We start from the raw sequence: 23,209 nt of genomic DNA on the forward strand, positions 1-23,209 counted from the left end.
ATCGCTGTCATGAACCATCAGCCCACCATCAAATCATCGAAGGCCCGCAGCATCGCGCAGGGTCATTTCCGCACGCTACGCCTCGGCACGCCGTTCCAGGCGCGCATCGATGCGCTGGCGAAGACCCAGGACTGGTACAACTGGGCCGGCTACCGCGCGCCGCATTCGCTGTGGGACGAGGAGCTCGAATATTTCGCCATCCGCAGCCAGGCGGCGTTGTACGACATCTCGCCGATGACGAAATATCGCGTCGAAGGGCTGGATGCCGAAGCCTTCCTCGATCGCGTCACGCTACGCGATGTGACGAAGCTGAAACCCGGCCGCGTGCATTACACGGCTTGGTGTGACGATGAAGGTTTTGTGCTCGATGACGGCACGCTGTTTCGCCTGTCGCCGACGCGTTTCCGCCTGTGCTCGCAGGAGCGGCATCTGCCCTGGCTGCTCGACAGCGCGATTGGGTTCAATGTCGCAGTCGAGGAAGAGACCGAAGCCGTCGCGGGTCTCGCACTGCAGGGACCAACCTCCTTCGCCGTGCTGCGCGATGCCGGTTTCGCCGACGTCGAGAAATTGAAAATCTTCGACCTCGCCGAGTTCCCGCATGATGGCGGCGCGGTGACCATCTCGCGCACCGGCTTCACCGGCGATCTCGGCTACGAACTGTTCGTGCCGTCGGAAAAAGCGCTGAGCCTGTGGGACCGGCTGATGACCGCAGGCGAACTGCGTGGCATCCGCGCCATTGGCTACACCGCCCTGAACCGCGCCCGCCTCGAGGCCGGCCTGATCGTCGCCAACGCCGACTTCACCACCGCCGAGCATGCCATCCGCGCCGACCGCCTGCGCATGCCGGACGAGATCGGTCTCGGCTTCATGATCGACCTGGAAAAAGGCCATTTCAACGGCCGCCGCGCCATCCTCGAAACCCGCGCCAAGCGCAAGCTGCGCCATGTGCTGGTCGGGTTGGAGATCGAGGGCAATATCCCGGCCGAACATGCCATCGTCTACTACAAGAAAAGCCAGGAGGTCGGTCTGGTCAGCGCCGCCATGTGGTCGCCGATGGCCAAACGCAACATCGCCATCGCCTCGCTGGCGCGGCCCTACGGTGATACGATGGTGGAAGACCTCTGGGTCGAGATCTACGCCATGCGCGAGCTGCAGTATCAGAAGCTGATGAAGCGAGCCAAGGTGGTGGCGCGGCCCTTCATCAAACTCGACCGCCGCACCGCCAATCCGCCGGCGGATTTCTGATCATGGCCGACGAACCGGATGACGAGGCGGAAGCCGCCGAACAGTGGCAATTGGTCAACACGCCGCTCGGAGAAAAATGGTCCGGCCGCACCCGCTACGCCGCCGCCATGTTTTTCTACAAGCGCGGCGAGATGAGCGCCGAGACACTGGAGGTCTACCGCATCTGCGCGCGGCTGGATTCGGAAAACCCGCTGCCCATCATCAAGGATCGTGGCACCGGCCAGGATTGGCTGAAGCGCATGGGCGCTTAAGCCTCAGCCTATGGTTCTTTCGAGAACACTCAACCAATTGCGGTAGGCGATCTTCTCGATCAGCGCGCGGCCGAAGCCGCGTGCAGCGAGCGCATCGATCAGCTTCGGCAGGCCGGCGACGTCGCCGATGACCGCCGGGATCATCGCCCCGTCGAAATCCGAACCAAGCCCGACACCGTCCTCGCCGAGCGCCTGCAGCAGCGAATCGACATGGCGCACCATGATGTCGAGGCTGGTGTCCGAGTTCATCCTGCCGTCGTCGCGCAGGAAGCCGGTGGCGAAATTCAGCCCGACCATGCCGCCGGTCTCGCGGATGGCGCCGAGCTGCCAGTCGGTCAGGTTGCGCGAATGGGTGCAGAGTGCATGCACATTCGAATGGGTGGCGACCAGCGGCGCGTCGCTGAGTGCTGCGACATCGCGAAAGCCTTTCTCGTTGAGATGCGAGAGGTCGATCATGATCTTCAGCTGGTTGCAGGCCTTGACCAGTGCCTTGCCTGCATCGGTCAGTCCCGGACCAGTGTCGGGCGATGAGGGAAATCGGAACGGCACGCCATGGCCGAAAGCGTTGGGACGGCTCCAGACGATGCCGAGCGAGCGCAGGCCGGCTTCATAGAGCACGTCGAGCAACGTAAGCTCGGGGTCGATCGCCTCGACGCCCTCGATGTGGAACACGGCCGCGATCGAATCCTTTGCCATCGCCGCACGAATGTCGCCGGCACTGCGGCAGACAGTCAGAGCGCCTGCCCGCTCCAGGCGAAACAGGATCGAAGCCATGGCGATGGTGGAGTTCAGCGCGTCAGCGCGCGGCAGCTCGGGCGGCAAGGGCTCGTTGTCGCTCGGCGCCGGCGGCACCGCTGAGCGCTTGGCCTTCTCGACCGGAGGCGGGAAGATCGCGAACATGCCGCCGGCGAAGCCGCCCTTCTTGGCGCGCGGCAGATCGATGTGACCGCCCTGCGTCCCCTCGATGAACAGCTTTTCGACGTCCTTGTCTTTCGACTGGTACAGTCGCAGCAGCGTGTCGTTGTGGCCGTCGAAGACGGGGACGAGATCGGATTCGGTCATCAGGAAGCCATTCGATTGAGGAGCTGCAGGCGCAAACCGCGCCTGCGGGCGACACCTCTATCTAGGCAAGATGGGCCAAGCGCGCAAATGCCAGACGCGTGTTCGTTTTGTGGCTGAGCGGCTCCGATCCACCTGCCGGGTCCCCGCTGCTTCGCAGCGTCCCGGCGTTCGCCGACCTTTCATCGTGCCCCTGGCACGATGAATTCGCCTGCGGCGAACCGGCCGCTCACCCTATTGCTTCAGCACATCGGCCCATTCCGGATGGCGGCGGAACTGGGCGTTGGCGAACGGGCAGAGCGGAATGATCTTCTTGCCCACGGCCCGCGCGTCCTCGACGGCGCGGGTGACGAGCCGAAGCCCGGCACCCTGGCCACGAAACACGTCCGGCACTTCGGTATGGTCGATGATGAGCTGGTGCTCGCCGACCTTGGTGAAGGTCATCTCGGCCTCGGCGCCGCCCGGTCCGCGCAGGACATAACGGCCCTTCGAGCCGCGGTCCTCCAGTTCGATTTCAGGCAGTTGGTCAGGCATTGCTTGCTCCTTCAACCGGCGCGCCAGCGAAAAGCCGCCTTGCCGCTTCGATCTCGTTCGGCCGCACCTCGTGGCCACCATCGTGCCATTCCACTGTGACATCGGCGCCATCGGCGCGCAAATAGGCTTCCAGCCGCGACGTCAGATTGGGCGGGCAGATCGGGTCGCGCTCGCCGGCGGTCACCAGAATGCGACGGCCGGCAAGGCTGCCTTTCACCTCAGGTTCGAATGGAATCAGCGGATGCATCAGCACCGCGGCATCGAACAGGTCAGGCGCAGCGAACATCACGGAAGCCAGTATGTTGGCGCCGTTGGAGTAGCCGAGGCCCAGCACCGATGACGGCTTTGCCGCTTCCACCTGCGCCTTGATGAAACCGGCCATCTTGCCGGTCGCCCGCGCGAGGTCGTCCATGTCGTAGACGCCCTCGCCGGTGCGGCGGAAGAAGCGCGCCGCGCCATGTTCGGAGACATCGCCGCGCGGCGAGATGATAGTCGCCTGGGGCGCGAGGTCGCGCCCCAGCGACAGCAGCTGGGTCTCGTCCGCCCCGGTGCCGTGGAAGACGAAGAGCAGCGGGCCGCCGGGCGAACCCGGCAGCGCCTTGTGGATGTAAGCGTCCTTGCTCATCGTCTCAGCCTTCCAGCTTCTGCAGATGCTCTTCGAGATAGGGCCTCAGATGCTGATGCTGCGTCGGCAGTTTCAGCGCCTCGCCGAGATGGGCGGTGTCCTCGTCACGGTCGAAGCCCGGCTCGTTGGTGGCGACTTCGAACAGCACGCCGCCCGGCGTGCGGAAGTAGATCGCCCAGAAATAGTCGCGGTCGATCACCGGCGTCACGCCATAGCCCGTATCGATCAGCGCCTTGCGCACTTCGAGCTGTTTGGCGCGGTTCTCCACCGCGAAGGCGACATGGTGGACAGAACCGGCGCCGAGATTGGCGAAGCCAGCCGTCGGCAGCGATTCGATGTCGACGACATCGGCGCCGTTGCCGTTCTTGATGGCGAGACGGCTGACATTGCCTGATTTGTCGACCTCCTCGTAACCCATGAACTTCAACAGCTCTTCGGTGGCGCCGCCATCCTTGAGGCGCAGCGACACCGAGTGGAAGCCGCGGATCGCCTCATCGGCGGGAACACCGCCCTTCAGCCACGGCGCGCGGCAGTCGGCCTTGTCTTCTACCAGCGCGAAGCCGTCACCGTCGGGACCGGCGAAGGCGAGCCTTTTCTCGCCGAACGAATCGTCGCGGGAGAGACCCGTAACGCCTTCATCGGCGAAGCGCTTTTCCCAATAGCCGAGCGTACCCGCCGGCACCGAATAGGCCGTGGTGCCGACCTCGCCGACGCCGTGGCGGCCCCTGGCAATGTCCGGGAACGGAAAATACGTCATCACCGAACCCGGCGTGCCGTGCTCGTCGCCATAATAGAGGTGATAGACATCGGGCGCGTCGAAATTGACGGTCTTTTTGACCCGGCGCAGGCCGAGCTTGTGGGTGAAGAAATCATTGTTCTGGCGCGCATCGCCGGCCATTGAGGTCACGTGATGCAGGCCCTTGATCTGGTCGAGCATTGTCTTGCTCCTTCCCTTGGCGTTTTGCGGCCCTTGCCGCTGTCCACGCCTATATGAGGGGTCGCCCGGCAGCGGCAAAGGCGGCAAACTCAGAATGGAGTGTATCCTAATAGTGAACAGCAGAAAATTTACGTTCACCATTTCAGCAATGTCAACGGGCTTGCGCCACCGCCAAAATTCGGCTCACTGGAGCCTCTTCCCAGCATGAAGGATAGCGCAATTTGGCCGCGGAAAGCAGACGTCCGAACATCCTCCTGATCTCCTGCGACCAATGGCGCGGCGACTGTCTTTCGGCTGCCGGCCATCCCACGGTGAAGACGCCGAATACCGATGCGCTCGCCGCCGAGGGCGTCCTTTTCAAGCGGCATTACGGCGGCGCGGCGCCCTGCTCTCCGGCCCGCGCCTGCCTATACACCGGCCTCTACCAGATGAACAACCGCGTCTGCCGCAACGGCACGCCGCTTGACGCCCGCCACGGCAACATCGCGCTGTCGGCCCGCGCGCTCGGCTACGATCCGACGTTGTTCGGCTACACCGACGTGTCGTCCGATCCGCGTACGATGGCGCCGGGCGATCCCCGGCTGAAAAGCTACGAGGGCGTGCTGCCGGGCTTCAGCGTGCGCCAGTTCCTGCCCGAGCATCAGAAGCCGTGGCTGTCATGGCTGAAGGCGCGTGGCGTCGATGCCAGCGCGGGCTCTCCCGGCATCCATCGCCCCGTGGGTGAAACAACGGGCGACGCCGTCACCAACGCGCCGCCGGTCTATTCCAGGGACGAGACGCCGACGGCTTTCCTCGCCGGTGAATTCATCCGCTGGCTGGGCGAACAGGATGCGCCCTGGTTCGCGCATGTCTCCTTCATCAGCCCACATCCGCCCTTCATCGTGCCCGAGCCGTACAACACGCTGTATGATCCTGCGGACGGCCCTACCTTCCGTCGCCAAGAAAGCTGGCAGGCGGAAGCGGAAAGCCACCCCTATCTGGCCTACGACCTCGGCAGGCAAAAGCGGAGAGGTTTCCGCCCCGGCGTTGACGGCAAGGTGTGCGACTGGGGCGACGACAATCTCCGCGCCATCCGCGCTATCTATTATGGCATGATCTCGGAGGTCGACGCGCAACTCGGCCGCATCTGGCAAGCGGTCCAGGCTGCGAATGCCTGGGACAACACGATCATCGTGCTGACCTCGGACCATGCCGAGATGATGGGCGACCATTTCATGCTGGGCAAGGGCGGCTTCTTCGACGGCAGCTATCACATCCCGCTGATCGTGCGCGACCCGCGTCGCGGCAAGACAGCCGGATCGGTTGTCGATCGCTTCACCGAGGCCGTCGACATCTTCCCGACCTTGCTCGATCTGCTGGATGCCGACGCCCAGCCGCATCTCGATGGCCGCTCGCTGAAACCGTTCCTGGACGGCGAGGCATCAGGGGATTGGCGTGACGCGGCGCATTGGGAATTCGATTTCCGCTCGATTGCCGACGGCGAAGCCGAACGGCATTTCGACATCGGCTCGCGCCAGTGCAGCCTCGCCGTCATCCGCACGGAAAAATTCAAATACGTGCACTTCGGCGGCGGCTTGCCATCCTTGCTGTTCGATTTGGAGAAGGATCCGGGCGAGCTAGCCAATGTCGCCACCGACGCAGCGTATCTCAGCGTGCGGATTGAATTTGCGGAGCGGCTGCTCGCCTGGCGCGCCGAACATCTCGACCAGTCGCTGGCGCTGGCGGAGCTGACTGAGGATGGGGTCGCTGGGTATGTGGGTAGGGCAGTAGGGCAGTAGGGCAGTAGGGCAGTAGGAAAAGTATGGATAGGCAGTGCTGTCGCGCTCCCTAATTTTTATCCCTACTGCCTTACTACCGTACTGCCCTATTCCCTTCCTTCACTGCACCATCAACCGCTGCTGATCCCGCTTCTCGGCATAGCTGCCCTTGTCGTAGGCAGCCTGCGCTTGCAGTTGGTCCTTGGTGAAGTTGGTGTAGAGGTACTTCTTGCCGTCCTTGTCGGTCATGAATTTGAGCTTGTCCATGCCGATCGCGACCTCCTTGGCGCCGATGCCGAGGAAGCCGCCGACATCGACGATGACGGCATCCGGCTTGCTGTCGGGCGCCAGCACGACGTCGCCGATCTCACCAACCTTTTCGTCGTTGGCGCCATAGACGGTCGTGCCTTTCAGATCGTCGCCCCTGATCTCACCGACCGGCATTTCGGTCAGCATCGACTTGTCGATGGCCGCCGTCTGCGTCGGGTCAGTGGCCTTCATGTCAGGCGACTCGGCCGCCGGAGCCTCCGCCGTCTTGTCCATTGGCGCAGCCGTCTCAGCCGGAGCGGTCGCCGCAGGGGCCATGGCGGCCGGAGCAGCCGGCGCCCCGGCGTCGGACATCGTCGTCACCGGCACCGGATCATAGACCTTGCGGTCGAAATCCGGCTGCGCCTGCAGTTCTTCCTTGGTCGTCTGGGCCACCAGCCAGCGATCGCCATTCTTCTCGGCCCATGCGGCCTTGGCGAAATCATAGGTGACGTTCTTGGCGCCCATGCCGAGGAAGCCGCCGACGCCGATGACCAGCGACTGGGCCTTGCCGTCCTTGGTCAGCACGATGTCGTTGACGTCACCGATCTTCTCGGCATCGTCGGCGGTGCCGTTGTAGACGGTCTCGCCGATAATGTTGGTGGCGAGATTGCCATCAGCGCGCTTCACCGCGGGTTCCGACGGCGCCGCGTTCAAGTCGACGGGCTTCTGAGGGTCATTCTGAGCGCTGTCGGTAACGGCGGGCGCTGACGGCACCGGATCATAAGGTTTGCGGTCGAAGTCCGGCAGCGCCGTCAGCGCTTCCTTCGTCGTATCGGCAACCAGCCAGCGATCGCCGTTCTTCTCGACCCATTGCAGCTTGCCGTAGTCGAAGGCGACGTTCTTGCTGCCGATGCCGAGGAAGCCGCCTACGCCGATGACAGCGGATTTGACTTGGCCGTTTTCATCGAAGACGACATCGCTGATATCACCGATCTTCTGCGCATCGTCGGCGGTGCCGTTATAAACGGATTCGCCGATGATATTGGTCATCAGGGCGCCCTCGGCCTGCTGCGCTGCCGGCGCGATGGTGGCAGGGGCTTCAGCCGGTGCTGGGGTTGTCGCCGGCGCTGTCGTTGACTGCGCAAAAGCACCGGTGGCGATTAGCGTTGCAAGCGCGGTCGTCGCGAACAAAGTGCGGATCATGATTAAGTCTCCTCTTGCGTGATCTCGTGCGCGCCGCAACCGGCAGCCATTGCCGGGAGACCGAAAGCGGCGCCTCCAATGCGTTCACAACGTTGTGACAAGGCGCTTGTTCCGAAAAAACGGGGTTGTTGCCGCACCTCGGACAAGTCCGTGGAATCGCCCGACATTTCGGGCCGACCTATGGAACCTTTGTAAGGCTTGCCCGTTCCAGCCTGTGGCTGGGCATTCCGGCCCTAAGAAGAATACGGAGCGGGCATGCGATTTGCGGCGGTGCTGAACCGGGACGGCGGCACCTTGCGGACGACTGATCTTTCCGCGTTTTCGGACCGGATGCGCCAGACGCTTGAGGCGGCCGGCCATACCATCGATATCGACATCGTCGAAGGCAAGGACATTGTCGCGGCGCTCGACAAGGTCGCCTCGCGGCGCGCCATCGACGTGGTGCTGGCCGGCGGCGGTGACGGTACCATTTCAGCCGCTGCGGCGCGGCTGATGAACACCAAGAAGGCGCTGGCTGTCCTGCCAGCCGGGACGATGAACCTTTTCGCCCGCGGCCTGGGCATACCGCAGACCCTCGATGCGGCGCTGAAGTCCTTCGCCGACGGCGAAGTGAACGCGATCGACATCGCCAGCGCCAATGGCCGGCCTTTCGTTCATCAGTTCTCGATCGGCCTGCATGCCAGGATGGTGAAGCTGCGCGACGCCATGGAGTTTGCTTCGCGCCTGGGAAAGATCCGCGCTTCGGCAAAGGCCGCCTGGACGACGATCAACAATCCGCCCGCCATGAAGGTGACGTTGACGGTCGGCGACGCCGAGATCGTCACCCGTATCAGCGGCATCGGAATCTCCAACAATCTGTTCGGCGAGGGCCACCTGCCTTATGCCGACAATCCTGCCGGCGGCGTGCTCGGCATCTATGTCACCGTGGCGCGGCAGCGCGGCGAACTGGCCAGGGCCCTTTTCGATATGGTGCGCGGCCGGTGGCGCGACAGCGACCATGTCGAAATCCATCAGGCCGATAAGGCAGTCGTGAAAATCCACACCGGAAGCAAGAAATTCGGCGCCGTCATCGACGGTGAACTGGTCAAGCTGGAGCGCGAAACAACTGTGCAGATTCACCCCGGCGCGTTGAATGTTCTGGTTCCGGCGCGGGCTGCGCAGGCAAAGGCCGCCTGATGCGAGCGCCGAAGACGACGAGCGCTTCAGCCGCCGGCTGGCTGGTCCTGGCCAGCGGGCGCGCTCTGGTTGGCCGGAGCCCTGTTGTCGATCTTCTCGCCATAAATCTCGGCAGCGCCCCAGGCGATGAAGGCCAGCAGCAGCGCGGCGATCAGGATGCGCAGCCCATGCCAACCCCAGCGCCCCTGACGGGCTTTGTTCTCAGGGATGATCTTGGTCATTGGCGGCGTTCCCGTGGTGCAACTGCAAGCGTGGACAAAACCATGGCTGGCGAAACATGGTCGGGTAACGATTGCTTGCTACAAAAGTTCCGGGTCGCGAGGGCTGAGCAAGACGCGCGCCACTGCGGATGGGGCCTGCAAGCGAGGGGGCTTGGTGGATAGCAAGGTGGCGAAGCAGGCTGGTCTGCCGGTCGAGGTCCGCCGCGCCGTGGCGGCGCCGGAGCGGCTTGCCGTGCTGCACGGGCTTGAGGCGATCGACACCGCCGCGGATCCCGACTTCGACCGCATCACCGTTCTTGCCGCCGCGGTGATGCAGGCGCCCATCGCCCTAGTCACGCTGCTCGATACCGAACGACAATGGTTCAAGTCCTGTGTCGGTCTGGACGAGACCGAGACCGCCACCGACATCTCGTTCTGCGCCCACGCCATTGCCGCCGGCGACGAGCCTATGGTGGTGACCGATGCCAGCATCGATCCCCGCTTCGCCGCCAATCCGCTCGTGACCGGCGAGCATCATCTGCGCTTTTATGTCGGCGCGCCCATGGTGGTGGCCGGTGCTCGCATTGGCACCGTCTGCGTACTCGACCGAAAGCCGCATGACTTTCCCTCCGCGGCCGCACTCGCTCAGCTGAAGGCGCTGGCCGGCCTCGCCGCCAGCCTGTTTACGCTCAAGGACGCCACCCGTAGCGGCGCCATTGCCGCCGCGGCTTTGGCGCAGGAGGAAAAGCGCCGCGCCATTGCGCTCGATGCCGCCTCGCTTGCCAGCTGGGCCTGGGATATCCGCACCGACATGATCGAATGCGATGTGCGCCTGTCGGAGCTGTTCAACCTGCCACGCTCGAACCGGTTGCGGGCGCGCGACATACTGGGCGCCATCGACCCGCGCGACGTCTACCAGACCGAGACGCGCTTCCGCGACGCCTTGACCGGCAGCGACGATTATTTCGGCGAATACCGGGTCAAGGGCTTCGATCCGCCGCGCTGGATAGCCACCCGCGGCCGCGTCATCGAGCGCGACGGCGAAGGCAAACCGACGCTGATCTTCGGCGTCAATTACGACATCTCGGAACGCAAGCTCGGTGAGGAGCGGCAACGGTTGTTGCTGCGCGAGCTCAACCACCGGGTCAAGAACACGTTGGCGACGGTGCAGGCGCTGGCGACGCAGACCGTTCGCCACGCCCGCCGCCCAAGCGAATTCCTCGAAGCCTTCGGCGCCAGGCTGCAGGCGCTGGGCGCTGCCCATAACCTCTTGTCCGATCGCGAATGGCGCGGCATCGGCATCCGCGAACTGATGCAGATCGAGGTCAAGCCTTTCGATTCGGCCGAACAGCCGCGCATCGCGATCTCCGGCCCCGATCTGCTGCTTTCGCCCGACCAGGCGGTGGGCCTCGGCCTGATCATGCACGAACTGGCCAGCAACGCGCTGCAATACGGATCGCTGTCGGTGGGCTCGGGAAAGGTCGACGTCGACTGGAAAGCGCTCGGCAAGAAAGGCGCACGCCGCCTTGTGCTGACCTGGCGCGAAAGCGGTGGGCCCAAGGTCGATCAGCCCGAACGTCAAGGCTTCGGCTCGATCCTGATCCGCCGTAGCCTCGCCAAGGTTTTGTCCAGCGAGGTGGTCCACGAATTCCGTCGGGAAGGCGTATTCGCAGAAATATCGATGCCGCTGGAAGATCTGCCGAGCTGAAGCGTCGGGGGAGTTCGGGCCTACTCGGCCTCGTCGTCCGGATCGCCCGGTGGCGGTTTGACGTTTTCCTTGTAGATGGCATAGGCCACCAGCGCGATGATCGGTCCAAGGACAAGTTCCTTGCCGCCTTTCCCCTTGAGCAGCGACGGCAGTAAGGCAAGGGCCGCCGTGATGCCGAGCGCCTTCAGGTCGGCATTGCGCCTTCGTGCACGGCGACGGGCGCGCGTGCCGGCCGCCAGTTGATGGATGAGCAGGATGAGCCCGGCCAGCACCAGGAAGCCGGCCGCGAATCCCAGACATGCCGCCATCGGCCCATAGCGGTCGGCGGCCCAGATATAGGCCGCCCCCAAGAGAAACCCGAGACCGCACAGAGCCGCAACCGCGGCGAGCCCATAGACGACTGCCGCCGTGCGCGCGCGGCGCATGGCGGCAATGGCCTCACCCGAGGCCAAAGCCGAAATCAGCGATGCCAGCGTCCCCATGTCTAGCGAAAACTAGCGCCGGGCGAGAAGCGCAAACAGGAAGCCGACGCCGGCTGCAATGGCCAGCGAGGTCACCGGCTTTTCGCGCACATTGGCGGTGATCTGGGCCTCCAGATCCTTGGCGTTGCCGCGCAGGCTGTCGAAGGCGGCTTCGCCCTGGGCGCGCAACTGCTCGACGCCTTCGGCAGCAGCGCGCCGGGCTGTCCCGTAACCGTGCTCGCCGGTCTTGGCCAATTGCTTGGTGAGCTTTTCGATATCGGCCTTCAACTGCCTGATATCGGCTTCGAGGTCGGCATTCGTCTGGCTTTCGCCAGCGGTTTTTCCTGCAGCAGTTGCCATTCCCATAACTCCTTGCGTTTGCTTGGTTTCAAACGCCCCACACACGTCAAGGTTCCGAAGTCGGAGACCCTATCTATGAAAGGGCGTTTGCTTCTGTGAGTCCAGCCCAGCTGATCCCAGGTCAGATCAACGGCCGGCGACCTTCACCCAGCCCTTCCCAGCGCGCGAGGTCCTTCAGCGCGTCCCTGTCGATCACTTCGCAACCGCCGTCGCGCCAGGCGATGAGCTTGCGGTCGATCAGCTTGCGGATCGTCTTGTTGGTGTGGACCAGCGACAGGCCGAGCGTATCGGCGATGTGCTGCTGGGTGATCGGGATTTGCACCGGCGCCTTGCCGTTGAGCCCGACTACCGCCGCGCGGCTGGCGATAAAGGCGATGAGATAGGCCGCGCGCTCGATCGCCGTGCGCCTGCCGATGCTGAGCAAATTCTCGTCCAGCATGCGCTCCTCGCGCGATGCCATCCAGGTAATGTCGTAGGCAAGGCCCGGATGGTTGCGGTAGAGCTCGTGCAGGTTTTCGCGTTCGAAGACGCATAACAGCATCGGCGACAGCGCCTCGATTGAGTGTTGCATCTCACCAAGCAGGCTGCCCTGCAGGCCTATGAGATCGCCGGGCATGGAATAGTTCAGGATCTGGCGCCTGCCGTCCGATAGCAATTTATAGCGGAAGGCCCAGCCCGAAAGCACCGTATACAGATGAGCGCTGTGACTGCCTTCGACCAGCACCGTGGCGCCCTTGTCGACGGCCAGTTCGCCCTTCTTGAACGTGCTGACGAAGGCAAGCTCCTGCTTCTCAAAGTCCCGGAACACCTGCAACGGCCGGAGCGGGCACTTCTCGCACGGATATTGGCGGCTGGAAAAGGAACGACCGTTCTGGCCAGACATTTCGACCCCTCTTCGAACGCCCCTTCGACAGAGACTCTCTGCAACGCCTTTGTAAGGTCCGCGGTTCCGCCGCCGGCGATGGGCATGTCTTTTTTAAATGACAGGATGGCAAATAGCGATCATGACTCACTGCACTCCAGTGAGGCGAATTCGAAGCTCGCCTGGCGTTGGAGCAGACCCGGCGAGCGAATTTTTCGGATTAAGGCCACTGGCCATTCCCCCAAGGTCCGCGATGCGGTTGACTGGAGTCACTGAACCCGATGCCGCAAGAATTAAGGAGAGAATGCCAGGTGCCCCCATTGCTTGAGGGATTGCGAATTCTTGTCCTGGAGGATGAATTCCTGATCGCCATGGATGTCGAGCAGCTTTGCCGCGACCATGGCGCCGGCGACGTGGTGATTGCCCGCGATCTGGCCGAGATCGACGAGCAGACGGTCGCCGACAGGTTCGACGGCGTTATCGTCGACCTCATGCTGAGTGGAACGTCGACGCTCGACTTCGCCGCGCAACTGCAACAGGCGGGCACACCCTTCGTCTTTGCCTCCGGCTATTCGGACGCGGACGAGATCAAGGCGTCTTTCCCGGGCGTCCGACTGGTGACCAAGCCATATTCGGGAGACGACCTCGTCGAGGCGCTGGCCGTGGCCTGCGGCCGCGCGCCAGTCTGAAATGCCGTCGATGGGGACTTAGGAACCCGCAAACGGGCTCCGTTGTCAGGCGGCGTTCGAGCCGGTGACCTGGGACGAGATGGCATCCGGCCCGTATTCGTCTTCGCCGGAGATTTTCAGGATCTCCTGCAACCGCGTGCGGGCCCGGCTGACCCGGCTCTTGATCGTTCCGACCGCGCAGCCGCAGATCTCGGCAGCCTCTTCATACGAAAAGCCGGAAGCGCCGATCAGGATGATGGCCTCACGCTGGTCCTCGGGCAATTGCTCGAGCGCGCTGCGAAAATCCTTGAGGTCGAGCTGGCCGTGCTGGGCCGGATGAACGGCGAGCCTGGCGGTCATGATGCCGTCACTGTCCTGCACTTCGCGGCCGCGCTTGCGCATCTGCGAATAGAACTCATTGCGCAGGATGGTGAACAGCCATGCCTTGAGATTGGTGCCCGGCTGGAAGCTCTCATGCTTGTCCCAGGCCTTGACCAGCGTCTCCTGCACCAGATCGTCGGCCTTGTCGGCATTCTGCGTCAGCGACACGGCAAAGGCCCGCAGGCTCGGGATCGAGCCGAGCAAATCGGTCTTGAACCCTTGTGAGACAGCTGCCATGCCTCAGTCCTTCTTCTGTGCGGGTTCGGCCTGTTCCAGCTGGCTGAGCAACTGGGCGAAGCGATCCGGCACATTGTCGGAGACCAGCTCGTCATAATATTGTTTGAGTTTGCGGCCGATTTCCGAATTCGCCCCGAGCGGGTCGCCGGAATTGGCCCGGCGCCTGTCAGCGACGCCAGCCAGTGTTTCTTTATTCATGTCCTTCATTTCGCCCTTAAAATCCAGCGTCCCGAGCCGCCCTATTACACAACGCAAAGCGGCCCCCTCGTCTGGTTGCCCATCGCACCACAAACGTGGTCCCTGGAGATTCGTTCCACAACCCTCGGAACTTTTTCGCAAAACCCGCGTTTGTTTGCCGGGGCTTGCAATCAGCTTGACCTGGAATCTATGCAATCACGTCATCTGAGGGAGACGTCTATCATGAGCCTTTCCGCAACCATTGCTCCGCACCTGCCGTTCCTGCGCCGCTTTTCGCGCGCCGTTTCGGGATCGCAGGAGAGTGGCGATGCGCTGGTCGCCGCGATGCTCGAAGCTATCATCGCCGACGTCGACATCTTCCCCGAAGCGTCGAACGACCGCATCGCGATCTACAAGGTTTTCGCCAAATTGTTCACCTCCATTGCCATTCGCGTTCCGCAGGAGCAGGCGCAATCGGCATGGGAGCAGCGAGCCGCCGCCAATCTGAACGCCATTGCGCCACGGCCACGCCAAGCCTTCCTGCTGGTTGCGGTCGAAGGCTTTAGCGAAGACGAGGCGGCTGAAGTTCTCGATGTCGACGCCGGGGAATTCTCCGAACTGCTTGCCCAGGCGAGCAACGAGATTTCCCGCCAGGTGGCGACCGACGTGCTGATCATCGAGGACGAGCCGCTGATCGCCATGGACATCGAGGAAATGGTCGAGAGCCTCGGTCACCGTGTGGTCGGCACCGCCCGCACCCATGCCGAGGCGGTGGCGATGTTCGGCAAGACAAGGCCGAAGATGGTGCTGGCCGACATCCAGCTTGCCGACGGCAGCTCGGGCATCGATGCCGTTAACGAGATCCTGTCGTCGACCTCGGTGCCCGTGATCTTCATCACCGCCTTCCCCGAGCGTCTGCTGACCGGCGAGCGGCCCGAACCCGCTTTCCTCGTCACCAAGCCGTTCAATCCCGACATGGTCAAGGCGCTGATCAGCCAGGCGCTGTTCTTCGACCGGCAGGCCAAGGCCGCCGCCTGACATAATCTCCAACGTTCGCCGCATCCCGCGGCGTAGCCAGGCACTGGCGATCGTCCACCGGCGATCGCCAGTCGTCGTTCGTTGCATGCCGCGCTTGCATGGTCGCACTCGCGTGCCTGAATCAATTCGCGTCCGGGGCCCTTCCAAAGGCTGCCTTTTTCGGCAAAGGGTGGAACAAACACCAACCACCCACGTTCTTATCTCAGCATCGGAAGGAGACAGATCATGCTCTACTGGGCGCTCGTATTTCTGGTTGTGGCGATCATCGCCGGCGCGCTTGGTTTCGGCGGTATCGCCGGTACCTCCGCCGGCATCGCGCAAATCCTGTTCTTCATCTTCCTCGCCTTCCTCGTCATCTCGCTTCTGGCCGGCCTGTTCAGGCGGGCGTCGTAAGACCGGCAGCGAGCCAACACTGGAAGCCGCACCCCTCAAACGGTTTCCAGCCACCGCCGGGCGGTGTCCTCCCAAAGGGACACCGTCCGGCGGACCTGTTTCAGGGCTTACTTCAGGAACTGATTTCTGCGTGGATCGTTCAGCTTGAGTGGGTGGACAGGTGACTGATGCGTGCCAGAGGCGAGACAGGCGAAAGCGGGCGGAGTGACGAAGTCATAGCCCTGCATCCCGCTGAAAGCGGGATACAACTCGGCCGTGCCTTGCTCCACGCTCTGCACAATGCCGGCATTTCCGTTCTGTATCAGGACCGCGAGATGAAGACCGTGTGGGCGCGCAACATGCGAGAGCCATGGGATTCCGACACTGCGGACAGCAACGGCATCCTGCCGCCGGCCCAGGTCGAACACATCGACGCCGTGAAACGCCACGTCATCGCTTCCGGCAATCCCGAACGCCTCGAGCTCAGCGTTCCCACCGCCGAAGGCATCCGCTGGTTCCAGGTGTGGGTCGATGCCGATCGCGGCGATGGCGGCGATGTTCAGGGTGTTGTCACCACAATGGTGGAGACAACCGAGCAGAAACGCCGCGAACAGACGCTGAAGACGCTGTTGCGCGAGGTCAGCCACCGCTCGAAAAACCTGTTGGCCATCATCCAGAGCATTGCCACCCAGACCGGCCGCTATTCCGAGACATCGGACGATTTCCTGACGCGCTTTCGCGGCCGGTTGCAGTCACTGGCCTCCTCTCAGGATCTGGTGACGTCGTCGAACTGGCGGGGTGCTGCACTACGCGAGCTTGTCCGTGGCCAGGTCGTGCGCTACGGCGCCGATCCCGCACAGAGCCTGCGCTTCAATGGCGTCAACCCATACCTCAATCCCAACGCCGCGCTTCATATCGGCCTGGCCATGCACGAGCTCGCCGTCAATTCATTCAGCTACGGTGCCCTCGCGCGGCCGGATGGCTTTGTCGAGGTTACCGCCAATCTGTCGAACCTCACGGAGGCCGTTGATAAGCCGGCTTTGTCGCTGACCTGGGTCGAGGCCATCGTCGCCAATGACAATAGGCGCACCGAGAAACGCTTCGGCAGCGTTGCTCTCGAACGCGTCGTGCCGGCATCGCTGAACGGCACGGCGACACTGGAAATCACTGGCGACCGTCTCGAATATCGGCTTGTCGTTCCGCACGGCAATTTCGAAACCGAGTGATGGGCCGAATTTGCCTCAGAGCAATTCCGTCCTGAATTGCGTCAAGCAGAGAGCCCAGAGCGCCGGATTCCTTAACCCGCTGTTCACCATAAAGTCCGATGCTGAGGCTCCCAGAGATTGCCGGCTCTCGGCCGATTCAACCAACGCTTCGGCCGCGGCCTGCAACGCAAGTATGGGAGGAATGATCTTGACGGTTGCCGACATGAACAGGCTGGAACAGGCCGCCCGCGTCTCGATGAGCGGCTTTCAGGATCCGGACGCTTCCGCCACGCCTGCGCCGCACCCCTGGCATCCCTTGCTTCGCTTCGCCGCTGTCGCGTTCGTCGCCGCCATCGTGCTGATCTTGGCGTCGCAACTGGGCTGAGCCAGGGTCGCTCAAGTTCACACTGCTCCAAGTCAGGCTGAGCTGAGAGTCCGGTCTGGCTCCCTGGCCAGCCAATTATTAACGTCCCCAGCTTTCATCACAGGAACTTTGACGGCTGCAGACCGTTCTTATGGCGAGAGGATCCTCGCCGTGGAACACATCGCCGCTTTGCTTCTGGTTATCGGCTGTTCGAACAGCATGACGGAATGCCGCGAACTGCCGGTGCCGGTCAGCGTGTTCGAGACCGCGCAGGCATGCACCGCCGAGCGGCCTTTCGCCATGGGTGACGTGCAGGGTCAGGCTGAGCACGTCGTTGCCAAATGTCTTGCCGTCGATCCTGCCCTGGAGGACGACTACGACCAGATCGTCTGGAACGTGCGCCCTGACGGTTCGCTCGACGCATCCTTGCAGATTTCCAACGTCGTGGTTGCGTCGGATTTGACGCGCCCCGAAAAAGACTATCTTCGCCAACAATAAAATCGAGCGGGCAAAAGCCGTCATTTCATGCTAAATGGCGGCTGGAGCTTATTAAAGTGAGGACGAAAGTGAGGAGAGACTCAATGCGGAAATTGATTATTGCCATGGTTGCCGTGGTCGCCGTCAGCGGCTGCAGCACGACCGAACAGGACGTGGGTGTCGGTACGTTGGTTGGCGCCGGCGTCGGCGGCCTGGTTGGCGGCGGCAAGGGTGCGCTCATCGGCGCAGCCGTTGGTGCCGGTTCCGGTCTGCTGGTGCGCAACCTGCGCAATGGCTATTGCCAGTATCGCGACAATCGCGGCCGGCTTTACACCGCTCGCTGCTGATCCGCTTCAAAGCGTCAAACAATCGAGACGGAGACCGGCTAGCCGGTCTCCGTTTTTTTGCCTGTATCGGGCGGCGGGATCCTGATTTCCACCGTAAGTCCGTCAGCGCGAAAATCTCTGGCGATCGTGCCGCGCAATTCGCGCGTGACATTGAGATCGATCAGCTTGGTGCCGAAGCCGGTCTTGGCCGGCGCTTCTAGTTGCTTCTGCCCCGCCTCGCGCCAGTTCAGAACCAGCATCCTGCCGGATCCGCGCCCCTCGAACGACCAATCCACCTTCAGCGCGCCGACGGAATTGCCGGCCTCGCCATATTTCAGCGCATTGGTCGCCAGTTCGTGGAAGGTAAGGCCAAGCGCCTGCGTCGTCGTCTCGTCGAGCAGCACCTGAGGCCCTGACAATATCCCGTCCGGAAGCTCCTTGCCGAACACCTGGCCAAGCTCGATGCGAAGGAGATCGCCAAGGTCGGCCTTCTGCCAGCGCGAGCGCGTCAGCATGTCCTGAGACGCCGCCATCGCCTGCAGGCGGGCCGAGAAGGAGGAGGAGAATTCCTTTACGTCGGTGGCGTGTGCTGCCGTCTGGCGCGCGATCGCCAGCACCCGTGTGATCGAATTCTTGATCCGATGCTTCATCTCCTGCAGCATCAGATCCTTTTCGAGCAGGCTCTTTTCCGTCGTCTCGTGCAACAGCGACTTGGCGTCATAGGCGCGCTCCTGGTAGCGGGCCACCAGCGCTATGGCGCCGGCCAGGAGCAGCCCGAACAGGCCGAGCATCACCGGAATGGCGCGCGACGACGGCTGCGAGAAAGCGCTGGTCGGCCGAAACAGCACCGTCCACGGCCGGCCGGCGACGATGATCTTGCGCGTCACCAGCAGCCTGTCGCCAAAGCTCGAAACCGGCGGCGTTTCCGACTGGAACAGAAGATTGCCGGCGTCGACCTTGCCGTCATAGACCTCAGTGTTGACCGGCAGCAGCGGTGAGCGGCTGAGCGCGGTCTGGAACAGATCGCGGGCGCGGAAAGCGGCGTAGAGAAAGCCTGAAGTCGACGATCTGGACGCGTTGATGCCATCCGGCGCGGTTTCGACATTGAGCCTGACGAAGACCAGGAAGCCGGTAAAAGTCTGCGCCGCACCCGTGCCCTGGCCGAGTTGAACCAGACCGCTTGCATGCTGCGCGTCATCGGCCATCGCTTTTTCGATCGCTTCGCGCCGCACCGGTTCGGTGAACATGTCGTAGCCGATGGTCGACTCGTTGGAGGGGTCGAGCGGTTCGAACAGCACGATAGGCGTGCGCCAGGACTGTGACGAGTCCGGATAGACAGCGTGTGGCACGCCACGGTCGCGCAACATGTCGCGCTCGACCGCCGCTTCGTCGCCGGCTTTGGCCAGCCTGAGATAGCCGATGCCGCGCAGGCCGGCAAAATTGCTGTCGACATCGAGCGCACTGAAGAAGGCCTCGAATTCGCTTCGCGAAATCTCGCCATTGCGGGCGTCGAACAGTGCCTGCGTCGAGCGCAGCAGCGACAGATGCAGGTCGATGCGGCTTTCGATGCGGTTGAGCGCATCGTCGGCCGTCGCCTCGAATTTGATCCGTGCCGCCTCCTGGGTGGCGAAGTAGGCGAAGCCTGCCATCGTCAGGCTGATAAGCGCGACGGCAATGAAGGCGACGATCGGGAAAAACTTCTTCAAAGGATGCTGCGGCCCATGTCTCTGGGACCTTTATGGCACGTCACCGCGCCAACACAATGGCGAGGCCAAACCATCGTGACAGCTGGCACATCACGTTCCAGATGTTAGCCGGCTTATCGATCGCGCATCGGAGAAGATGACCGTCAGCCGATAATAGTGTTTGTCTCAGGCGGCGATCTTCAGCGCGCCCGGACCCGGAATGGCGCCGGGCGGACACTTGCCGAGGATGATCATGCCGAGCACCTCGTCCTGGGTGACGTCGGTGGTGCGCGCGGTACCGACGACCTGGCCGTTCTTCATCACGCAGACGCGGTCGGCAAGTTCGAACACGTCGTGGATGTCATGGCTGATCAGGAAGATGCCGATGCCGTCGGCCTTGAGTTGCTTGACCAGCTCGCCGACCTGCGCCGTTTCCTGCGGACCAAGAGCCGCCGTCGGTTCGTCCATGATCAGGATGCGCGCGTTGAACAGGATGGCGCGGGCAATCGCCACCGACTGGCGCTGGCCGCCCGACAGCTTGATCACCGGGTCTTTGAAGCGCTGGAAGCGCGGATTGAGCCGGCCCATCACCTTGCGTGCTTCGGCCTCCATGGCGACATCGTCGAGCGTGCCCCAGGCCGTCATGATTTCGCGGCCGAGGAACAGATTGGCGGCGGCGTCGACATTGTCGGCCAACGCCAGCGTCTGGTAGATGGTTTCGATGCCGTATTTCTTGGCATCGCGCGGGTTGGAAATCGAAGCCTCCTGGCCGTTGACGAAAATCTGGCCGGCATCGCGCTTGTAGGCGCCGGACAGGATCTTGATCAGCGTCGATTTGCCGGCGCCGTTGTGGCCAAGCAGCGCCATCACTTCGCCAGGGAACAGATCGACCGAGGCATCGTCAACGGCGCGGATGCCGCCGAAAGCGATCGAGACGTTGCGCATGTCGACCAGTGGCGTGCCCGCGGGAGCAGCGGAGGGAGCGGTTTTCTCAGTCATGATCGTTCTCCCTAAACCCGCTTGCGGTAGACGGTGTCGAGAAACACCGCGATGACGAGCACGGCGCCGACGACGATGCTCTGCAGCGGCGAGTCGACACCGAGCAGCACCATGCCGGACTGAAGCGACTGCATCAAAAGCGCGCCGAGCATGGCACCGATGATGGTTCCCGAACCGCCGGCGAGCGAGGTACCGCCGATGACGGCGGCGGCAATCACCAGCAGCTCGTCCAGCGTGCCAAGCGCATTGGTGGCCGAATTCAGCCGGGCCGATGAGATCGCCGCGGCGATCGTTGCCAGCACGCCCATGATCATGAACACCTTCATGGTGATCCAGCGCGTGTTGATGCCCGCCAGATTGGCGGCTTCCGGATTGCCGCCTATGGCAAAGACGTAGCGGCCGAAGCGCGTCCGGTTGGTGATGAACGTCATGACAACGCCGACCGCGATTGCCATGAGCACAGGAATGGCGATGCCATGCGCAATGAACAGTCCGCCATCGGGCACGGTGATGTTGTGGGCGGCCGCATAGCGGTTCACGATGCCGACCGGCCATGGATAGGAATTGGCCACCCACACCGCGCCCAGGATGATTGCGCAGGCAACGGTGCCCATCAGGGTTTCGGCCCAGACCGGGCGCAGCGGGAAGCGGAAGCGCTTGCGCTGCACGCGCCCGTTGAACAACGCAAACACCACGGCAAGGCAGGCGACGACGCCCACAACCCAGCTCCAGGTCGCGCCGATCGACCCGGCGGGACCACCGCCCATCAGCTGGAAAGTGGCGTCGAGCGGCGCCACGGTCTGGCCGCTGGTCACCCACCACGCTGCGCCGCGCCAGACCAACAGGCCGCCCAGCGTGACGATGAAGGCCGGCACTTCGAGATAGGCGATTATGAAGCCCTGGAAGGCACCGATGAGAAGACCGAGCGCCAGGCCGATGACCAAAGCCAGAACCCAGATCCACGGATTGCCGAGTTCCAGCCCGATGAAGCGCACCAGAAAGTGCACCTGGGCAAAGCCCATCACCATGCCTATCACCCCTTCGGCCGAGCCAATGGATAGGTCGATGTTGCGCATGACGATGACCAGCACCATGCCGCAAGCCATGATGGCGACGGCTGATGTCTGCACCGACAGGTTCCACAAATTGCGCGGCGTCAGAAAGAGACCACCCGACAGGATATGCAGGCCGATCCAGATGATCACCAGCGCGCCGATCATGCCGAGCATGCGGGTGTCGATCTCGGTCGCCTTCAGGAACCGGGCGACCGGGCCGAGTTCCGACGCACGCGCTGTGTCGGCCTGCGAAGGCGAGGTTGTGTCGGTCATGATGTCCTCCCAGCGGCTTGCCGTCTGACGCGGATGCCGGACCACAGCCTAGAAGTTAGCCGCCTCTGGCGGAAACACAAATCTTGTTGAGAAAACGCCGCGGCTTTGGGCCGCGGCGTCGATATCGAATGGAAACAGACCAAGCTTAGTTGCAGGCTGCGACGCTGCCGGCGGCGACGCCGGTGCAGACTTCGTCCTTCTTGATCCAGCCGGCGTCGATGACGACGTTGAGGTTGTCCTTGGTGATCGCGACGGGGGTCAAGAACAGCGACTTGACGGTGTTGCCGCCAGGCGTGGTGAAATCCTTGGCGCCGGCGATATCGCTCGTCTTCTTGCCGTCGGCGAGCTGCGAGGCGATCTCGGCGGCGTTCTTGCCGAGCTCGCGCGCGTCTTTCCACACCGATACGGTCTGGGTCCCGAGCGCGATGCGGTTCAGAGCGGCATGGTCGCCGTCCTGGCCCGAGACGGGAACCGTTCCGGCAAGGCCCTGCGCCGTCAGCGCGGCGACAACGCCGCCGGCGGTGCCGTCATTGGCCGCGACCACGGCATCGACCTTGTTGTCGTTGGCGGTCAGGAACTGTTCCATGTTCTTCTGCGCGTTGGCCGGCAGCCAGCCGTCCGTATAGGCTTCGCCGACATTCTTGATCTTTCCCGAGTCAATGGCTTCCTTGAGCACTTCCATCGAGCCCGCGAACAGGAAATCCGCATTCGGATCGGAGCCCGAGCCCTTGATGAAGACATAGTTGCCTTCCGGCTTGGCCTTGAACACTTCACGAGCCTGCATGCGGCCGACTTCCTTGTTGTCGAAGGTCAGGTAGAAGACGTCCTTGTTCTCGATCAGGCGGTCATAGCCGACCACCGGAATGCCTTCGTCCAGCGCCTTCTGCACCGCCGGGCCAATGGCGGAGGCATCCTGCGCCAGGATGATCAGCGAATTGGCGCCCTGCGAGATCAGGCTTTCGACGTCAGTCAGCTGCTTGCCGGGATTGGACTGCGCGTCGGCGGAAATATACTTGTCGCCGGCAGCCTCGATCGCCGCCTTCATCGCCGCTTCGTCGGTCTTCCAGCGCTCTTCCTGGAAGTTCGACCACGACACGCCGATGACCTTGTCCTTCGCCTGCGCGACCGACACCAGCGTCAGCGACATGGCGACACCCGCCAGCATGGCGGCTGCAAATCTGTTCATGTTAATCCTCCCTGCGCCGCGCGCGGCGCGACAAAACTGGCCCGAAGGCCGGCACACAGAGGCTCTATTTTTTCGAGCCTCGAAAAAATACTGGTCCAACGGCGAGGCGCTGTCAACATCGATTCTGATGGAATCTGAT

27 protein-coding genes are annotated in these 23,209 nt (G+C 63.0%); 12 read left to right on the forward strand and 15 right to left on the reverse strand.

Annotation, left to right across the window (positions count from 1 at the left end; translation table 11 throughout):
• The first annotated feature begins 9 nt into the window (after positions 1-9).
• A complete protein-coding gene (locus AC1DYC_RS20110) occupies positions 10-1,245 on the forward strand; it encodes an aminomethyl transferase family protein (protein ID WP_477409295.1) in 1,236 nt (411 codons plus the stop codon).
• Positions 1,246-1,247: 2 nt separating this feature from the next.
• A complete protein-coding gene (locus AC1DYC_RS20115) occupies positions 1,248-1,496 on the forward strand; it encodes a hypothetical protein (protein ID WP_477409297.1) in 249 nt (82 codons plus the stop codon).
• Positions 1,497-1,499: 3 nt separating this feature from the next.
• Here AC1DYC_RS20115 and AC1DYC_RS20120 read toward each other — a convergent pair whose 3' ends face one another.
• The 4 genes from AC1DYC_RS20120 to AC1DYC_RS20135 all read right to left on the reverse strand — a co-directional run bounded on the left by AC1DYC_RS20120 (position 1,500) and on the right by AC1DYC_RS20135 (position 4,651).
• The gene (locus AC1DYC_RS20120; protein ID WP_477409299.1) at positions 1,500-2,558 is read right to left on the reverse strand and encodes a dipeptidase; all 1,059 of its coding nucleotides are present in this window, start codon (positions 2,556-2,558) and stop codon (positions 1,500-1,502) included.
• Between the two features lie 231 nt (positions 2,559-2,789).
• Positions 2,790-3,089, reverse strand: a complete 300-nt coding sequence (locus AC1DYC_RS20125; protein ID WP_477409301.1) for a GNAT family N-acetyltransferase — start codon at positions 3,087-3,089, stop codon at positions 2,790-2,792.
• Positions 3,082-3,714, reverse strand: a complete 633-nt coding sequence (locus AC1DYC_RS20130) for an alpha/beta hydrolase (protein ID WP_477409303.1) — start codon at positions 3,712-3,714, stop codon at positions 3,082-3,084. The genes AC1DYC_RS20125 and AC1DYC_RS20130 overlap by 8 nt, the downstream gene beginning before the upstream one ends.
• 4 nt (positions 3,715-3,718) lie before the next feature.
• Positions 3,719-4,651 carry a VOC family protein gene (locus tag AC1DYC_RS20135; protein ID WP_477409305.1) on the reverse strand — a complete coding sequence of 311 codons (933 nt, stop codon included), beginning with the start codon at positions 4,649-4,651 and terminating at the stop codon, positions 3,719-3,721.
• Between the two features lie 221 nt (positions 4,652-4,872).
• Between AC1DYC_RS20135 and AC1DYC_RS20140 the strand changes: the two genes are divergently transcribed.
• Positions 4,873-6,429: an alkaline phosphatase family protein gene (locus tag AC1DYC_RS20140; RefSeq protein WP_477409307.1), complete on the forward strand. Its 1,557-nt coding sequence runs from the start codon at positions 4,873-4,875 to the stop codon at positions 6,427-6,429.
• 99 nt (positions 6,430-6,528) lie between these two features.
• On the opposite strand, the gene AC1DYC_RS20145 is transcribed toward AC1DYC_RS20140, so the two are convergent.
• Positions 6,529-7,860, reverse strand: a complete 1,332-nt coding sequence (locus tag AC1DYC_RS20145; protein ID WP_477409309.1) for a PRC-barrel domain-containing protein — start codon at positions 7,858-7,860, stop codon at positions 6,529-6,531.
• Between the two features lie 255 nt (positions 7,861-8,115).
• On the opposite strand from AC1DYC_RS20145, the gene AC1DYC_RS20150 reads away from it, so the two are divergent.
• Positions 8,116-9,036 carry a diacylglycerol/lipid kinase family protein gene (locus AC1DYC_RS20150; RefSeq protein ID WP_477409311.1) on the forward strand — a complete coding sequence of 307 codons (921 nt, stop codon included), beginning with the start codon at positions 8,116-8,118 and terminating at the stop codon, positions 9,034-9,036.
• 26 nt (positions 9,037-9,062) lie between these two features.
• Here AC1DYC_RS20150 and AC1DYC_RS20155 read toward each other — a convergent pair whose 3' ends face one another.
• Positions 9,063-9,257, reverse strand: coding sequence for a hypothetical protein (locus tag AC1DYC_RS20155; RefSeq protein ID WP_352585274.1), 195 nt, complete (start codon positions 9,255-9,257; stop codon positions 9,063-9,065).
• Between the two features lie 166 nt (positions 9,258-9,423).
• Between AC1DYC_RS20155 and AC1DYC_RS20160 the strand changes: the two genes are divergently transcribed.
• On the forward strand, positions 9,424-10,944 hold the full coding sequence (locus tag AC1DYC_RS20160) for a sensor histidine kinase (protein WP_477409313.1): 1,521 nt from the start codon (positions 9,424-9,426) through the stop codon (positions 10,942-10,944).
• Between the two features lie 20 nt (positions 10,945-10,964).
• Here AC1DYC_RS20160 and AC1DYC_RS20165 read toward each other — a convergent pair whose 3' ends face one another.
• From AC1DYC_RS20165 to AC1DYC_RS20175, 3 genes are all read right to left on the reverse strand, one after another.
• The gene (locus AC1DYC_RS20165; RefSeq protein WP_477409315.1) at positions 10,965-11,426 is read right to left on the reverse strand and encodes a hypothetical protein; all 462 of its coding nucleotides are present in this window, start codon (positions 11,424-11,426) and stop codon (positions 10,965-10,967) included.
• A 12-nt stretch (positions 11,427-11,438) separates the two neighbouring features.
• Positions 11,439-11,765, reverse strand: coding sequence for an ElaB/YgaM/YqjD family protein (locus AC1DYC_RS20170; RefSeq protein ID WP_181058073.1), 327 nt, complete (start codon positions 11,763-11,765; stop codon positions 11,439-11,441).
• A gap of 121 nt (positions 11,766-11,886) precedes the next feature.
• A complete protein-coding gene (locus tag AC1DYC_RS20175; protein ID WP_477305855.1) occupies positions 11,887-12,648 on the reverse strand; it encodes a Crp/Fnr family transcriptional regulator in 762 nt (253 codons plus the stop codon).
• A gap of 350 nt (positions 12,649-12,998) precedes the next feature.
• Between AC1DYC_RS20175 and AC1DYC_RS20180 the strand changes: the two genes are divergently transcribed.
• Entirely contained in the window at positions 12,999-13,316 is a 318-nt protein-coding gene (locus AC1DYC_RS20180; RefSeq protein ID WP_477409630.1) for a response regulator, read from the forward strand.
• A 45-nt stretch (positions 13,317-13,361) separates the two neighbouring features.
• Here AC1DYC_RS20180 and AC1DYC_RS20185 read toward each other — a convergent pair whose 3' ends face one another.
• Positions 13,362-13,913: an RNA polymerase sigma factor gene (locus AC1DYC_RS20185; protein WP_477262968.1), complete on the reverse strand. Its 552-nt coding sequence runs from the start codon at positions 13,911-13,913 to the stop codon at positions 13,362-13,364.
• Between the two features lie 3 nt (positions 13,914-13,916).
• Complete coding sequence (locus tag AC1DYC_RS20190; protein WP_477409317.1) at positions 13,917-14,120, reverse strand: NepR family anti-sigma factor; 204 nt, start codon at positions 14,118-14,120, stop codon at positions 13,917-13,919.
• 213 nt (positions 14,121-14,333) lie between these two features.
• Here AC1DYC_RS20190 and AC1DYC_RS20195 point away from each other — a divergent pair, with 213 nt between their 5' ends.
• The 6 genes from AC1DYC_RS20195 to AC1DYC_RS20220 all read left to right on the forward strand — a co-directional run bounded on the left by AC1DYC_RS20195 (position 14,334) and on the right by AC1DYC_RS20220 (position 17,893).
• The gene (locus AC1DYC_RS20195; RefSeq protein ID WP_477409318.1) at positions 14,334-15,128 is read left to right on the forward strand and encodes a response regulator; all 795 of its coding nucleotides are present in this window, start codon (positions 14,334-14,336) and stop codon (positions 15,126-15,128) included.
• A gap of 225 nt (positions 15,129-15,353) precedes the next feature.
• Positions 15,354-15,521: a DUF1328 domain-containing protein gene (locus tag AC1DYC_RS20200; RefSeq protein WP_023670098.1), complete on the forward strand. Its 168-nt coding sequence runs from the start codon at positions 15,354-15,356 to the stop codon at positions 15,519-15,521.
• A 167-nt stretch (positions 15,522-15,688) separates the two neighbouring features.
• A complete protein-coding gene (locus tag AC1DYC_RS20205) occupies positions 15,689-16,726 on the forward strand; it encodes a sensor histidine kinase (protein ID WP_477409320.1) in 1,038 nt (345 codons plus the stop codon).
• 181 nt (positions 16,727-16,907) lie between these two features.
• On the forward strand, positions 16,908-17,090 hold the full coding sequence (locus AC1DYC_RS20210; RefSeq protein WP_477409322.1) for a hypothetical protein: 183 nt from the start codon (positions 16,908-16,910) through the stop codon (positions 17,088-17,090).
• 150 nt (positions 17,091-17,240) lie between these two features.
• Entirely contained in the window at positions 17,241-17,567 is a 327-nt protein-coding gene (locus AC1DYC_RS20215; RefSeq protein ID WP_477409324.1) for a hypothetical protein, read from the forward strand.
• A gap of 83 nt (positions 17,568-17,650) precedes the next feature.
• A complete protein-coding gene (locus AC1DYC_RS20220) occupies positions 17,651-17,893 on the forward strand; it encodes a YMGG-like glycine zipper-containing protein (protein WP_112559509.1) in 243 nt (80 codons plus the stop codon).
• 38 nt (positions 17,894-17,931) lie between these two features.
• Here AC1DYC_RS20220 and AC1DYC_RS20225 read toward each other — a convergent pair whose 3' ends face one another.
• From AC1DYC_RS20225 to xylF, 4 genes are all read right to left on the reverse strand, one after another.
• Complete coding sequence (locus tag AC1DYC_RS20225) at positions 17,932-19,578, reverse strand: CHASE domain-containing protein (protein ID WP_477409327.1); 1,647 nt, start codon at positions 19,576-19,578, stop codon at positions 17,932-17,934.
• 165 nt (positions 19,579-19,743) lie between these two features.
• On the reverse strand, positions 19,744-20,556 hold the full coding sequence (locus AC1DYC_RS20230; RefSeq protein ID WP_477409329.1) for an ATP-binding cassette domain-containing protein: 813 nt from the start codon (positions 20,554-20,556) through the stop codon (positions 19,744-19,746).
• Positions 20,557-20,567: 11 nt separating this feature from the next.
• Positions 20,568-21,884 (reverse strand): sugar ABC transporter permease, encoded by a 1,317-nt coding sequence (locus AC1DYC_RS20235; RefSeq protein WP_477409331.1) that lies wholly within the window; start codon positions 21,882-21,884, stop codon positions 20,568-20,570.
• A gap of 145 nt (positions 21,885-22,029) precedes the next feature.
• The gene (gene xylF / locus AC1DYC_RS20240; RefSeq protein WP_477409333.1) at positions 22,030-23,070 is read right to left on the reverse strand and encodes a D-xylose ABC transporter substrate-binding protein; all 1,041 of its coding nucleotides are present in this window, start codon (positions 23,068-23,070) and stop codon (positions 22,030-22,032) included.
• Positions 23,071-23,209 lie beyond the last annotated feature (139 nt).

This window comes from Mesorhizobium sp. P2_E7 (assembly GCF_056403855.1).

Bases quoted from the DNA above. Each gene is read 5' to 3' on its own strand.
- AC1DYC_RS20110 (WP_477409295.1), top strand. From the start codon at position 10: ATGAACCATCAGCCCACCATCAAATCATCGAAGGCCCGCAGCATCGCG.
- AC1DYC_RS20115 (WP_477409297.1), top strand. From the start codon at position 1,248: ATGGCCGACGAACCGGATGACGAGGCGGAAGCCGCCGAACAGTGGCAA.
- AC1DYC_RS20120 (WP_477409299.1), bottom strand. From the start codon at position 2,558: ATGACCGAATCCGATCTCGTCCCCGTCTTCGACGGCCACAACGACACG.
- AC1DYC_RS20125 (WP_477409301.1), bottom strand. From the start codon at position 3,089: ATGCCTGACCAACTGCCTGAAATCGAACTGGAGGACCGCGGCTCGAAG.
- AC1DYC_RS20130 (WP_477409303.1), bottom strand. From the start codon at position 3,714: ATGAGCAAGGACGCTTACATCCACAAGGCGCTGCCGGGTTCGCCCGGC.
- AC1DYC_RS20135 (WP_477409305.1), bottom strand. From the start codon at position 4,651: ATGCTCGACCAGATCAAGGGCCTGCATCACGTGACCTCAATGGCCGGC.
- AC1DYC_RS20145 (WP_477409309.1), bottom strand. From the start codon at position 7,860: ATGATCCGCACTTTGTTCGCGACGACCGCGCTTGCAACGCTAATCGCC.
- AC1DYC_RS20150 (WP_477409311.1), top strand. From the start codon at position 8,116: ATGCGATTTGCGGCGGTGCTGAACCGGGACGGCGGCACCTTGCGGACG.
- AC1DYC_RS20155 (WP_352585274.1), bottom strand. From the start codon at position 9,257: ATGACCAAGATCATCCCTGAGAACAAAGCCCGTCAGGGGCGCTGGGGT.
- AC1DYC_RS20165 (WP_477409315.1), bottom strand. From the start codon at position 11,426: ATGGGGACGCTGGCATCGCTGATTTCGGCTTTGGCCTCGGGTGAGGCC.
- AC1DYC_RS20170 (WP_181058073.1), bottom strand. From the start codon at position 11,765: ATGGCAACTGCTGCAGGAAAAACCGCTGGCGAAAGCCAGACGAATGCC.
- AC1DYC_RS20175 (WP_477305855.1), bottom strand. From the start codon at position 12,648: ATGTCTGGCCAGAACGGTCGTTCCTTTTCCAGCCGCCAATATCCGTGC.
- AC1DYC_RS20180 (WP_477409630.1), top strand. From the start codon at position 12,999: ATGGATGTCGAGCAGCTTTGCCGCGACCATGGCGCCGGCGACGTGGTG.
- AC1DYC_RS20185 (WP_477262968.1), bottom strand. From the start codon at position 13,913: ATGGCAGCTGTCTCACAAGGGTTCAAGACCGATTTGCTCGGCTCGATC.
- AC1DYC_RS20190 (WP_477409317.1), bottom strand. From the start codon at position 14,120: ATGAAGGACATGAATAAAGAAACACTGGCTGGCGTCGCTGACAGGCGC.
- AC1DYC_RS20195 (WP_477409318.1), top strand. From the start codon at position 14,334: ATGAGCCTTTCCGCAACCATTGCTCCGCACCTGCCGTTCCTGCGCCGC.
- AC1DYC_RS20200 (WP_023670098.1), top strand. From the start codon at position 15,354: ATGCTCTACTGGGCGCTCGTATTTCTGGTTGTGGCGATCATCGCCGGC.
- AC1DYC_RS20205 (WP_477409320.1), top strand. From the start codon at position 15,689: ATGCGTGCCAGAGGCGAGACAGGCGAAAGCGGGCGGAGTGACGAAGTC.
- AC1DYC_RS20210 (WP_477409322.1), top strand. From the start codon at position 16,908: ATGATCTTGACGGTTGCCGACATGAACAGGCTGGAACAGGCCGCCCGC.
- AC1DYC_RS20220 (WP_112559509.1), top strand. From the start codon at position 17,651: ATGCGGAAATTGATTATTGCCATGGTTGCCGTGGTCGCCGTCAGCGGC.
- AC1DYC_RS20230 (WP_477409329.1), bottom strand. From the start codon at position 20,556: ATGACTGAGAAAACCGCTCCCTCCGCTGCTCCCGCGGGCACGCCACTG.
- AC1DYC_RS20235 (WP_477409331.1), bottom strand. From the start codon at position 21,884: ATGACCGACACAACCTCGCCTTCGCAGGCCGACACAGCGCGTGCGTCG.
- xylF (WP_477409333.1), bottom strand. From the start codon at position 23,070: ATGAACAGATTTGCAGCCGCCATGCTGGCGGGTGTCGCCATGTCGCTG.